Annotated in this window: 8 protein-coding genes and 1 pseudogene; 2 read left to right on the forward strand and 7 right to left on the reverse strand. The window is 42.4% G+C overall.

Annotated features, from left to right (window positions below; translation table 11 throughout):
* On the reverse strand, positions 1-3,969 hold a 3,969-nt coding region (locus RMZ42_RS16530), incomplete at its 3' end, for a hypothetical protein (RefSeq protein ID WP_322672400.1).
* 165 nt (positions 3,970-4,134) lie between these two features.
* Here RMZ42_RS16530 and RMZ42_RS16535 point away from each other — a divergent pair.
* Positions 4,135-4,394 (forward strand): annotated as a pseudogene (locus tag RMZ42_RS16535) (IS4 family transposase); the annotation flags it as partial.
* 375 nt (positions 4,395-4,769) lie between these two features.
* On the opposite strand, the gene RMZ42_RS16540 reads toward RMZ42_RS16535, so the two are convergent.
* The 6 genes from RMZ42_RS16540 to RMZ42_RS16565 form a co-directional block, all read right to left on the reverse strand.
* Entirely contained in the window at positions 4,770-5,048 is a 279-nt protein-coding gene (locus RMZ42_RS16540; RefSeq protein WP_322672401.1) for a hypothetical protein, read from the reverse strand.
* A gap of 323 nt (positions 5,049-5,371) precedes the next feature.
* The gene (locus RMZ42_RS16545; protein WP_322672402.1) at positions 5,372-6,028 is read right to left on the reverse strand and encodes a pentapeptide repeat-containing protein; all 657 of its coding nucleotides are present in this window, start codon (positions 6,026-6,028) and stop codon (positions 5,372-5,374) included.
* A gap of 645 nt (positions 6,029-6,673) precedes the next feature.
* A complete protein-coding gene (locus RMZ42_RS16550; protein ID WP_322672403.1) occupies positions 6,674-8,452 on the reverse strand; it encodes an asparagine synthetase B family protein in 1,779 nt (592 codons plus the stop codon).
* Positions 8,453-8,778: 326 nt separating this feature from the next.
* A complete protein-coding gene (locus tag RMZ42_RS16555; protein WP_322672404.1) occupies positions 8,779-9,087 on the reverse strand; it encodes a HigA family addiction module antitoxin in 309 nt (102 codons plus the stop codon).
* A 15-nt stretch (positions 9,088-9,102) separates the two neighbouring features.
* Positions 9,103-9,387 (reverse strand): type II toxin-antitoxin system RelE/ParE family toxin, encoded by a 285-nt coding sequence (locus RMZ42_RS16560; protein ID WP_322672405.1) that lies wholly within the window; start codon positions 9,385-9,387, stop codon positions 9,103-9,105.
* 391 nt (positions 9,388-9,778) lie between these two features.
* Positions 9,779-10,660 carry a 4-hydroxybenzoate solanesyltransferase gene (locus RMZ42_RS16565; protein ID WP_322672494.1) on the reverse strand — a complete coding sequence of 294 codons (882 nt, stop codon included), beginning with the start codon at positions 10,658-10,660 and terminating at the stop codon, positions 9,779-9,781.
* Positions 10,661-11,136: 476 nt separating this feature from the next.
* On the opposite strand from RMZ42_RS16565, the gene RMZ42_RS16570 reads away from it, so the two are divergent.
* Positions 11,137-12,786, forward strand: coding sequence for a Ppx/GppA phosphatase family protein (locus RMZ42_RS16570; RefSeq protein ID WP_322672406.1), 1,650 nt, complete (start codon positions 11,137-11,139; stop codon positions 12,784-12,786).
* Positions 12,787-13,038: the final 252 nt, after the last annotated feature.

Consider the following 13,038-nt stretch of genomic DNA (forward strand, 5'->3'; position numbering starts at 1 on the left):
GGCAGTTAAATCACTACCTGTAAATTGCAAGGTGTCAACATTGGCGATCGCTGCTACCGACGGCTTTGTGCCTTTACCAATGCCACTAAAATCGGTGATGGTGTCATTGCCATCGCCAGGGCGAAATACAAATTTATCTTGACGCCTGTTGCCCGTCAGGGTATCATTACCAGGAGTTACGGTCGGTTTCAGGGTGTCGTCACTGTTTATATTCGTCCTCCCAAACACCACATAGCTTTGCCCAGCACCATTTTTGCCGTTGGGGTCGGCACCATATGCCCCAATAATCAGGTCGTCAATGCCATCGTTGTTAATGTCTCCCGCATTGCTAACTGAGTAGCCTGATAAGTCATTTGCTTCTATGCCGTTGATTATAAAGCCATTAGTGCCATTCAGGTCAGACAGGTTAAGGGTGCCGCTACTGCCTATATTCGTTCCCCCAAACACTACATAGCTTTGCCCAGCAGAATTTTTGCCGTTGGCGGTGGCATCAGATTCCCCAATAATCAGGTCGTCGATGCCATCGTTGTTGATGTCCCCCGCTTTGCTGACTGAGTAGCTTGAGGAGTCACCTTTTGCAATGACGTTAATTAAAAAGCCGTTAGTACCATTCAAATCAGAGAGGTTGAGGGTGCCGCCACTGCCCAGATTCGTTCCCCCAAATACTATATAGCTTTGCCCAGCAAAATCTTTGCCGTTGCGGTAAGCATATTTTGACGAAATAATCAGGTCGTCAATGCCATCGTTATTGATGTCCCCTGCATCGCTGACAAAGGAGCCTGAGTCGCTATCTTCTGCAATGCCGTTAATTATGAAGCCATTATTACCATTCAAATCAGAGAGGTTGAGGGTGCCGCCAATGCCCAGATTCGTTCCCCCAAACACTACATAGCTTTGCCCAGGATCATAATTATAACTTTCAGGGTAGAACTTTCGTGACCCAATAATCAGGTCGTCAATGCCATCGTTGTTGATGTCCCCTGCATTGCTAACTGAGTAGCCTGAGTGGCCATTTTCTACAACGCCGTTAATCGCGAAGCCGTTAGTGCCATCTAGGGAAGATACGTTGAGGGTACCGCCACTGCCCAGATTCGTTCTCCCAAACATTACATAGCTTTGCCCAGCTTCATATTTGACGTTGGGGGAGGTAACTGCTCCAATAATCAGGTCGTCAATGCCATCGTTGTTGATGTCCCCAGCATTGCTGACTGACTTGCCTGAGAAGTCAATTCCTGTAATGCCGTTAATGAAAAAGCCATTAGTACCATCCAGAGAAGAGAGGTTGAGGCTGCCGTTACTGCCCAGATTCGTCCCCCCAAACACCACATAGGTTTGCCCAAGATAAGATTTGCCATCCGAATTGGCACTTGGTCCCCAAATAATCAGGTCGTCGATGCCATCGTTGTTGATATCCCCCGCATTGCTGACTGAGCCGTTTAAGAATACACCTTCTTCTACGCCGTTAATCAAAAAGCCATTAGTGCCATTCAAATCAGAGAGGTTGAAGGTGCCGCCACTAGCCAGATTTGTCCCCCCAAACACTACATAGCTTTGCCAAACAGAATCTTTGTCGTAGGGGGAGACACTAGGTGCCCCAATAATCAGGTCGTCAATGCCATCGTTGTTGATGTCCCCTGCATTGCTGACTAAATAGCCTGAAGAGTCACGTGCCGCAATGCCGTTAATTATAAAGCCATTCGTGCCATTCAAGTCAGAGAGGTTGAAGAAAGGGTCAGCACCCGCACTACCGACAAGGGTATCATTGCCTGCACCACCGACAAGGGTATCATTGCCCGCACCACCTCTGAGTATGTCATTGCCATTTTTACCGTCGATGATGTCGTCACCCCCCTGACCATTAACCACATCAGCAGAGTTGTCAAAACCTGTGATGTTATTGTTAAGGTCATTGAGGAAAGTCACCGTGTTCTTGTTGAATAGCGAAGTTTGAGTGGAGTTAGCATCGAAGACATCAAAGCTGTCGGCGATGTTGGTTTGCCCATCAAATAGGATATTGCCAAGTGCAGGTTGTGAACCGCTTTCTGGGAGATTATCCAGGTTTTCTAGTTTAAAGTTTTGCAAAGTGACTTTGGTAAAAGCCACTTTTTCAAAAGTCACTTCTAAATTGTTACCATTTTGAGTTAATTGCAGATTTTGGGCAGTTAAACCCGAACCTTTAAATTGTAAGGTGTCAACATTGGCGATCGCCGCCGATGTTGGGGTTGTGTTTTTACCAATGCCACCAAAATCGGCGATAGTGTCATCGCCATCGCCAAGGCGAAACAAAAATTTATCTTCACCGCCATTGCCTTTTATGGTGTCGTCACCAGTCAACCCATTGATGATGTTGTTGCTAGGTGTGCTAAATAAGTTATCTGCATCGGAAGTTCCAGTCAGGTTGGGAGAAGTATTGCTAGTCGCAATATTCGTCCCCCCAAACACCACATAGCTTTGCCCAGCATCACGGATGCCGTTGGGGTCGGCATAAGGTGCCCCAATAATCAGGTCGTCAATGCCATCGTTGTTGATGTCCCCCGCATTGCTGACTGATTTGCCTGAGTAGTTATCTTCTGCTATGCCGTTAATTATAAAGCCATTATTGCCATTCAAGAAGGCGAGGTTGAAGATGCCGCCACTGCCCAGATTGGTTCCCCCAAACACCACATAGCTTTGCCCAGCTCTACGGATGCCATTGGGTTTGGCACCCGGTGCGCCAATAATCAGGTCGTCAATGCCATCGTTGTTGATATCCTCTGCATTCCTGATTGAGATGCCCTCCGAGTCGTCACCTACTGCAATGCCGTTAATCAAAAAGCCATTAGTGCCATCTAGAGAAGAGAGGTTGAGGGTGCCGCCACTGCCCAGATTCCTTCCCCCAAAAACCACATAGCTTTGCCAAGGATAATTTCTGTCGTCGGCGTAGGGATTAAATGCCCCAATGATTAGGTCGTCAATGCCATCGTTGTTAATGTCCCCCGCATTGCTGACAAAGGCGCCTAAGAAGTCATCTACTGCAATGGCGTTAATCAAAAAGCCATTAGTGCCATTCAAATCAGAGAGGTTGAGGGTGCCGCCACTGCCTAGATTGGTTCCCCCAAACACCACATAGCTTTGCCCAGTATTACGGATGCCGTTGCGTTTGACACCCGGTGCGCCAATAATTAGGTCGTCAATGCCATCGTTGTTGATGTCCCCCGCATTGCTGACTGAGATGCCTGAAGAGTCATTTTCTGCAATGCCGTTAATCAAAAAGCCATTAGTGCCATCCAGAGAAGAGAGGTTGAGGGTACCGCCACTGCCCAGATTCGTCTTCCCAAACATTACATAGCTTTGCCCAGCATTATCTTTGCCATTGCCCTTGGCATTCGGTGCGCCAATAATCAGGTCGTCAATGCCATCATTGTTGATGTCCCCCGCATTACTGACTGAATAGCCTGAGTAGGGATTTACTGCAATGCCGTTAATTATAAAGCCATTAGTGCCATTCAAAGAAGAGAGGTCGAGGCTGCCGCCACTGCCCAGATTCGTTCCCCCAAACACTACATAGCTTTGCCCAGCATTATCTTTGTCGTAAGGTCCGGTATTATATGCCCCAATAATCAGGTCGTCAATGCCATCGTTGTTGATGTCCCCCGCATTGCTGACTGAATAGCCTGATTGGTCAGATTGTGCAATGCCGTTAATCAAAAAGCCATTATTAGTGCCATTCAAAGAAGAGAGGTTGAGGCTGCCGCCACTGCCTAGATTCGTCTTCCCAAACACTACATAGTTTTGCCCAGCATCATAGCCGTTGAAGACGATACTAGTTGCCCCCCCAATAATCAGGTCGTCAATGCCATCGTTATTGATGTCCCCCGCATTGCTGACTGAGAAGCCTAATTGGTCAGATTGTGCAATGCCGTTAATTATAAAGCCATTAGTGCCATTTAAAGAAGAGAGGTTAAGCAGGTTGAATGATGAATTAGCCATGATTTTCTCCTGTGTTTATTTCTTGTCAGTCAGCAAGTGAACTTTAAGGTTCTACGCTTGAAGTTCCGTGTTCTAAGTAGGGGCGTATAGATACCATTGGTGTCAACTTAAGCAAAAAGTTAGTATAAGATGTATTACTAAGAACATTTACATAGATATTACATCATAGGTGCAAAACGGCCAGCCAGTATTGGAAACCCGGATTTGCGTCAACACAAGCAAATACCAGCACCGCCAATTGAGGAAATCGAAAAACAACTATATTCATTGTTATCTCCTGCGAGCTTCAAGCCACTAAAATTATGTTCAGGGAAAGATGAACAAAAAAATTGCGTCGGCGCAGCCTGCCGCAGGCATCGCGAATATTGACATTATCAGTAATGATAGCGGTAGTGTTAAACCTTGTGTATCAACAAATTTCAGGAAGATGTTGTCAGCTATATTGTAGAACATCAAAAGCTCTTTAGACTTGTCCGTAAATTTATAACCCAGTCTGTACAAGGGTTTTAAAGGGTGCTTATATGTCTTCGCTCAACGTAGCAATAAGGGTTTGGGATAGTTGATGATAGTTTAGAAACAAAAAATAGGATTTTTAAATTTGAAGCGCCAACACGATTTATTATGCTATACAATCCGCCAAAGCTATATATGGTAAATATTAGGATTTATAAAAATAAAATTATATCTCCTATCTTCACGGGAATTTAATTTTCGGACAGGTCTTTTGGAATAGTCAAAACTAAGCGTAAGCGTCATCAAGAGATTGACGCTTACACCCAACAAATTTGGGCTTTATCTTCTTAAGTTGACACTAATGTGCAGTGCCGTGCCCTACATCCCTCGGTATAATGCTGTACCGCATCGGAATGGGAACGGCTATATCTAATTTTAATTACAGTTTGAGCATTCATAATCACAGAAGAAGCTGTGTTAACTACAGCTTGAGCATTCATAATCACAGAAGAAGCTGTGTTAATTACAGCTTGAGCATTCATAATCACAGAAGAAGCTGTGTTAACTACGGCTTGAGCATTCATAATCACAGAAGAAGTCGTATTAACTACGGCTTGAGCATTCATAATCGCAGAAGAAGCTGTGTTAACTACAGCTTAAGCATTACTTATGATATAAGGAATATTTATAATCAATATTGAAGTTGTATTAACTAAGGCTTCAAGACTTCTCGTTTTGTGCATTTTTAATTCAGAATTGGGTTTTGGGAAAAGGGTAAGGGTTATAAGGTTTTTTCTTTCCCTTTCCTCTTCCCCAAAACCCGATAAGTATTGGGTTTCAAGTTTACTTATTCTGACTTTTGAATTCTGAATTATGCTATATCTCGTTTCCATGCAGAGTATGGAAACGAAATCAGAAGATTATCTCACTTTGGCAGAGCTACTTCTAGCTAATAAATAACTATCTGAGGTTGCTCAATTGTGCCATCAGGCATGATAGTATCTCGCAACTTCGCATAAATCAAATTTGTCTTCCAAAGGTTTGCCTTACTCAAGTTTGCTTTAGTTAAATTTGCCCATGTCAAGTCTGCACTAGTTAAGTTAGCCTCAGTCAAATTAGCTTCTAGTAATTTTGCTCCACATAGCTTGGCTCGTGTGAGATTTGCAAAACTTAAGTTAGCTTCAATCAGCGATGCTTCAATTAATTTGGCTTCACTTAAGTCTGCTTCTCTCAAATCTACATCACATAAAGAAGCACCCCAAAGATTACTACCTATGAATTTTACTCGCCATAAGAATGTTCCGCACAAATTTGCTCGTGTTAAATCAGCATTAGTCAAATTGGCTTCACATAAAGATGCTTCATACAAATTAGCTTCGCGTAAGCTAGCTTGGATCAAATTTGCACCACTTAAATTAGCACGAGTCAGAACACAGCCAGATAAATTTGCATCACGCAAATCAGCTCCAATTAAATTAATACCACTTAAATCAATTCCTTTCAGGTCGATTCCTCTCAAGTCACATCCACTGAAATCCCGACGCTGAAAATATTTATTTGTAATTTGACTTAAAATAAATTCCTGTTGTTGAGGATAATTGTTCATGGTATTCACCTCTGGGTGTAATCGATCTCAAAGGTTGAGTGTGTTAGTTACCGCAATACTTCTCGCTTTGTGCATTTTTAATTCGGAATCGGGCTTTGGCAAAAGGTTACTGGGTTTGAGTTAAAGGTTTTTTCTTTCCCCTTTCCCCTTTCTTTTTTCCCCTTAACCGAGAAGTATTGGTAGTTACCGTATATTGAGAGTACACCGCAAACGGAGATTAGCTCAGGAAATAATCAAAAATAAATTAACAGAAAATCGGCAATCACTTGAAAATGCGTTTTTTCAGTGGTTTTTAAAACAAAAAATGCTGACATAAGTCAGGAAATATTCATATAACAAGAGTCATTTGTCTTTGGTCATTTATCATTGGTACTAATAGACCTCTTGCAAAAATATATTTTTGCACTCTTAGGGAAAAGGGAAAAGGTTAAAGGGAAAGGATTTTGAGTTTTTTTACCCTTTTACCCCGACTTTTGCAATAAGTCTAATGACTTCGATTTCCTTACAGCTTTTTATGAAAAGCCAGGGGATGAGTTAAGATTTCAAATTTCCATCAGTGTTGAGTATTTTTTTTCACTTATTACCCAGCACTGATAGCGAAGGCATAACTCAATTGAGTTATGACGTATCTTTTTGTTGCTTTCACTAGTGCGCTTTTTGATTTACTTGTAACCAAATTTCTAAACTAGCAAGCAACCACAGCTTTACTCCATATCGGCTCCAAGTATCTCCTTGATAGTTTAACCAATTACGAATTGGCATCTGGTTTAAGTAAGGAGTGATAGCTGCATTTCGATTGAGCAATAAATCTCTGGCTTCTTGCTGCCAATATTTCCGAAATCCTAGCTGCACTGGTACCATCATCCCACTTTTGGGACGATGAATAATTGTGTCTGGTAAGATATCTGCGATCGCCAAAGACGCACCGTAGGTAATCGCTTGCTTTAAAACTGCTTTTTCTTCCACTCCCGAAAGCTTATACTCTGGAGGTATCTCCATGCTTAACTCTACTACTCGTTGGTCAAACAGAGGAGAACGACCTTGCAAAAGAGCAGCTTGAGTCAAGTTACTGACTTTCGTCAAAATTTGGTCAGCGCCTTTAAATTTGATATTCATTGCCATCAACCGATTCAGATAGCTAGCTTGGGAATATAAATCTTCTGCAAAAACCCAAGGCGCTGTTTGTACTGCTGTCCAAACTTCTGGTTTTAAAAGTTGTGGTAAGTCAACAGCACACTTTTGAAAGGAAATTAAATAAGCTTGCAATGCATCTTGATTGGTGACAGAGCCATATAAACTATTAATTAGCATCGGCTGATTTTTTGGGCCGCCAAAACAAGGGTCGCCACCTTCACCATTTAAAACTACTTCTACGCTTTCTCTCGCCAGTCGTCCCAGCAACAGGTTGGGAACAGTTAATGGGTCGCCAATGGGGTCATCTAAATAAGCCATTGTTTCCGGCAGGCGTGACCACATATCCTTAAAAGTAATTTCTAAAATGTGGTGCTGCGTCTGACAATGGGATGCAACGAGACTGGAAAATTCTAACTCATTGGGACATTCTGAACCAAAATGAATCGAGAAGGTGTGGACTGGTGCTTTGTGGAATTTTGCTACTAAAGCAGTGATACTGCTAGAGTCCAAACCACCAGAAAGAAAAACGCCAACGGGTTCATTAGCTGGTGGTAAATATTCTTGAACAACTTGCTCTAGAAGTTCTCGCAAGCGATCGCCATGCCATGCTAAGGGTCGATCGCTTGCTATAATCTGTTCTTGAAGCTGCCAATAAGCTGTAGCTTTGTAGTCAGGAAATTCTAAAACAGTTCCAGGTCGCAGTTCTCGCACCTGTTCCCAAAGGGTTCGTTCGCCAGGAACAAAAGCACAACAAAGATAATCTCGCAACGCCACCAAATCTAAATCGGATGAACGATGAGGTGCTAAAGTTCTCAGTTGAGGCGCAATCCAACGAACTGAACCAGTGGTAGTGTAATAGAGAGTACGCACACCGATGCGATCGCGAACCAATCTCAACACCTGTTTCTCTCTATCCCAAACCACCAACGCAAACATCCCCACAAGTTGGCTAAGACTTTCATTACCCCATCGTTCCCAAAGATTAGCCACCAGTTGCAGAGAACTTCCTTGAAAGCTATCCGGTTCAATTCCCAACTTTTGCAGCAATTGCACTCGGTTAGTTAACCAAACATCACCAACAACAACAAATCGTCCTCTAGAACTGATTGCTAATTTTTCTGTCGGCAATTCCGAAGTTGTGCGTGGTAAAATTACAGAAATTTTTTCATCTCGCCAAGCTATATCTTCATGATTTGCATCAACTGTTCCCCACGCTACGCGCCAGGTTGGGTTAGTTTTGATGAATTCGATTTTAGGAGATTTACGATTTTTAAACGCATCAAATAGCATGGGAAATTTTCAACGCATAATCAGTAAGAAGTCCACCTCCAACGCACTCGTTGCAAGCGAGGAGGGGGCTATAATGTAACTTATATTTTCTAGTGAATTTTAAAAATCCAAGCAAGATAAGTAAGTCGCTGTGAATATTTATCATCAGGTTCACGCAGGAGGCAGGAGGCAGAAGGCAGGAGGAAAGAGGGTTTTACTCCACTTTACTTTTATTAACATAGTTTGATTTTTCCCGCCTGTTCTACTTACAAGTTTTATAACCATGAAATTTTCCATTCTCCCTCAAATGACGCACCCTACAAAATTTAAAATTTTGCTTGACAAACTCAGGCTACATCATTAAACGGAAGTTTAGGTATTTGATTGTAAACTTCTGCATTTTCTTCAAGAGCTTGACGTATATCGTATTGCGTTTGTAAATTCAACCAAAACTGAGCGCTGCTACCAAAATAGCGAGATAAACGCAACGCTGTATCTGCTGTAATACTGCGTTTTCCAGATAAAATTTCACTAATTCGTGTCTGAGCTACACCTATATCTTTGCTTAATCGATAAGGGGTAATATTTAGTGGCTCTAAAAATTCTAGTTGTAGGATTTCCCCAGGGTGAATATTTGGCAGACGGGTGTTATTCATAATTATTGACCTGCATTAGTGGTAATCTACTATTTCAACTTCCGAGGCATTATTCTCATCCGTCCAAACAAAGCAAATTCGCCATTGATCGTTAATACGAATGCTGTACTGCCCTTTCCTGTCGCCAACTAACTTTTCTAAACGATTACCAGGTGGAGAGCGCAAATCGCTAATTGACGTTGCAGCCTCAAGGATGAGCAGTTTTCGGAAAGCAGTTTTTTGGATATTGGGCGGATACTGAGAAGATGTAAAGCCGTCAAAGATAAGCTTTGTCTCTTCAGATTTAAAACTAACAATCACAATACTATCGCTTTGCGTTACTATCGTAAAGCGTTAGTATACACTTCAAGGCAACTCGCATTAACTTAATTTGTGTGATGCCAAGTGTGATTCCTGCGAAAAGCTATCTAGCTTTAGAAAAATTACTTCAAAATGCCTTCTGCCTCTTGCCTCCTGAATTCTTAGAGGATGTTTGAAAAGTCTGTAGTAGTGTATCGAATATTTGTTTACCCCACCCTAACCCTCCCCGTATGTATTGGGGAGGGAACTAGATTTTCCTGTTTCCCCCCAATACATCGGGGGGATTAAGGGGGGTAATGTGACTTGTGTGTACACCGTAGCCAATGCATCGGGGGGATTAAGGGGGGTGAAAATGCGATTAAACACAGCCAAACACTTTTAAAACAACCTCTTATAAAGATCCAGCAATCATCCCAGCAAGTAAAATAAAACCAATCCACACATTTTGCCGGAACATTTCACCATAAGCAGAATTAGGTAAGTATCGCTCTCTTAATCGCAGAGACTGCCAAACCCATCCGATAGTAGCAACTGCAAGGCTAATCCAGAAAGCTAAGTGCAGATGTATAACTACGCCTAACCAAGACAACAACAAGATTGTGCCAGCAAAGAAAATTCCAATAGCGAGAGGGGCATAATTACCAAAAAAAAGGGCGCTAGAATTAACACCAATGCGGCGATCGTCTTCCTTGTCGCTCATGGCGTAAACTGTATCAAATCCCAATGTCCACAATACAGTTGCGCCCCAAAGCAACCAAGTTGGTTGAGAAATGCTTTGCGTTACCGCACTCCAACTAATCAAAACCCCAAAACCCCAAGCGATGGAAAGCACCAGTTGCGGTACGGGAAACACCCGCTTTGCACCTGGATAAAGCAAAATTACAGGCACTGCTGCCACGCATAACCAGAAACTCAAGGGGTTAAGATAAAAGGCCAAGACTGCTGCACATGCTAGCGAGACGATCGCAACTATAATTCCAACTTTCACAGATAAGGCGCGAGAAGCAAGGGGGCGATCGCGTGTTCTCTCCACTTCTGGATCGATATTCCGATCCCACAAATCGTTGACAACACACCCAGTTGCACTCGTGGCCAGAGTACCCAATATAATCACACCAACCAGAGGTAAAGGCGGTTTTCCTGAAGCTGCCAAAAACACAGCCCAAAGGGCAGGAATCATTAAAATTAACCGCCCTTCTGGTTTATGCCAGCGTAAAAGCCGGATAATTACAAGCCAAATTGGTGACTGGGGGCGTTCTGGTGTCGTTAGCATAGGATTGATTGATGGGGCATTGGGCATTGGGCATTGGGCATTGGGCATTGGGCATTGGGCATTGGGCATTGGGGATTAGTTATTTCTCCCCTTGCTTTTTTACTCCTATTCCCTATGCCCTATTCCCTATGCCCCATTCCCTATGCCCTATTTTTTAATTCACACTTCTTTACATCTATAGAATAACGTTATTTGTTATTTGTAAAAACATAACCCAAAGTGGCAACTTTAAATATCTTTAAATAGTCACTGCGGTTATAAATAGTAGGGTGAATATACATAGCTCAGTTACCCTCGATCGATCTGAGTTGGGAATGCTGAGTATTTTTTAATTTACTCAATATTCAGCACTGGCTCAACGCCCTGCTACCGCTAACAGCACTCAGTCTGAGCAAGTGTGTTGTCATAAATATCAGTGCTAGCTACCCCGACGTATCACCGTTTGACATCATTTCTTAATAAAGAGAGAAAACTAGATGCTGAATTTAGTTTCTAGCTGGGAGAGTATTCCAACTCAACCATCTAAGCAACATCGGATTATTGCTGCCATTGACCTGGGAACAAATTCTCTACACATGGTAGTAGTCAAGATTGACCCTACACTACCAGCTTTCAGCATTATTGCTAGAGAAAAGGAAACCGTAAGGCTTGGCGATCGCAATCTTACCACTGGAGAACTCAAGCCAGAGATAATTGAAAAGGCGATCGCTGCTTTAGGACGCTTTCAAGAAGTTGCCAAAACTATCAACGCTGAAACAATCATCGCTGTGGCAACTAGTGCTGTGCGAGAAGCGCCCAATGGTAAAGATTTTTTGCACACAATAGAAACAGAGTTGGGTTTAAGCGTTAACTTGATTTCTGGTCAAGAAGAAGCGCGGCGAATTTATCTTGGTGTGCTGTCGGGGATGGAATTTAACAACCAGCCCCACATGATTATTGATATTGGCGGTGGTTCCACAGAATTGATTTTAGGCGATAGTCACCAAGCCCGGACTCTCACCAGTACCAAAGTTGGTGCAGTGCGACTCACTAGCGAGTTAATCACTACTGACCCCATCAGCACCACTGAGTTCCAGTATCTGCAAGCTTATGCACGCGGGATGTTGGAACGTTCTGTAGAAGAAATCTTAGCAAACCTAGAGTTAGGGGAATCTCCGCGTTTGGTGGGTACGGCGGGCACAATTGAAACCCTGGCGATGATTCATGCACGGGAAAAGTCAGGTGTTATTCCTTCCACTCTCAATGGCTACCAATTTAGTCTTCAAGACTTGCAAGAGTTGGTAAATCGCTTGCGGAAACTGAGTAATTCCGAAAGGGCTGAGATTCCTGGTATGCCAGAGAAGCGCCCTGAAGTTATCCTCGCTGGCGCAGTCATATTACAAGAAGCAATGACCCTTTTGGGCAGTGAATCGGTAACAGTTTGTGAGCGTTCTCTGAGAGAAGGCGTAATTGTAGACTGGATGTTAACCCACGGTTTAATTGAAGATAAGCTGCGCTATCAAAGTTCAATTCGGGAACGGAATATCCTCAAACTCGCAGATAAATACCATATCAATTTAGAATACAGCGATCGCGTGGCAAAATTTGCCGAGAGTTTATTTGACCAAACTCAAGGTACTCTACATCATTGGGGAACTGATGAACGACAAATGCTGTGGGCAGCGGCAATATTACACAATTGCGGTCATTATATCAGCCATTCGTCTCACCACAAGCACTCTTACTATTTAATTCGCAATGGTGAATTACTCGGTTATACAGAAACCGAGATTGAAATTATTGCCAATTTAGCGCGTTATCATCGCAAATCGCCGCCCAAGAAAAAACATGAAAACTACCAAAATTTGCTGACCAAACAACAACGACAAATTGTTAGTCAATTAAGTGCGATTTTAAGATTGGCAGTGGCATTAGATAGACGACAAATTGGTGCAGTTGCTCAAGTGCAATGTGAGTATTATCCACAACTTAAGCAGGTCAATCTGCTAATTTTTCCATCTCAATCAGATGATGATTGTGCTTTAGAACTTTGGAGCTTAGATTATAAAAAAGGAGTGTTTGAAGAAGAATTTGGAGTGAGATTAGTAGCAAGTTTAGAAAAGTCTAATATTACTAACTTCTCTTAGAAATTAGGGTGCGTTACACTGTGTTAACGCACCTACACATAGCTGATATTTATGGTTGCGATCGCTAATCAGCTTGAGAAGTTAGTTCCAATATAAAAGCTTCAGGTAAAAATCAGAAAATTTATCTAATAACTATTAGCATTATATTATACAACAAAAATCATAATTAAATTTGCCAAGTGTATGAAAATAAAATATATATCTAACTTTGACATCCAACTTAAGGATGAATTTATAACTATCCTAAGAACC

Origin of the sequence: Nostoc sp. DedQUE05 (assembly GCF_034530955.1) — a bacterium.
GTDB lineage: Bacteria > Cyanobacteriota > Cyanobacteriia > Cyanobacteriales > Nostocaceae > Nostoc.

Coding starts and splice junctions, on each gene's coding strand:
- RMZ42_RS16545 (WP_322672402.1), bottom strand. CDS start 6,028: ATGAACAATTATCCTCAACAACAGGAATTTATTTTAAGTCAAATTACA.
- RMZ42_RS16550 (WP_322672403.1), bottom strand. CDS start 8,452: ATGCTATTTGATGCGTTTAAAAATCGTAAATCTCCTAAAATCGAATTC.
- RMZ42_RS16570 (WP_322672406.1), top strand. CDS start 11,137: ATGCTGAATTTAGTTTCTAGCTGGGAGAGTATTCCAACTCAACCATCT.
- RMZ42_RS16540 (WP_322672401.1), bottom strand. CDS start 5,048: ATGAATGCTCAAGCCGTAGTTAATACGACTTCTTCTGTGATTATGAAT.
- RMZ42_RS16565 (WP_322672494.1), bottom strand. CDS start 10,660: ATGCTAACGACACCAGAACGCCCCCAGTCACCAATTTGGCTTGTAATT.
- RMZ42_RS16555 (WP_322672404.1), bottom strand. CDS start 9,087: ATGAATAACACCCGTCTGCCAAATATTCACCCTGGGGAAATCCTACAA.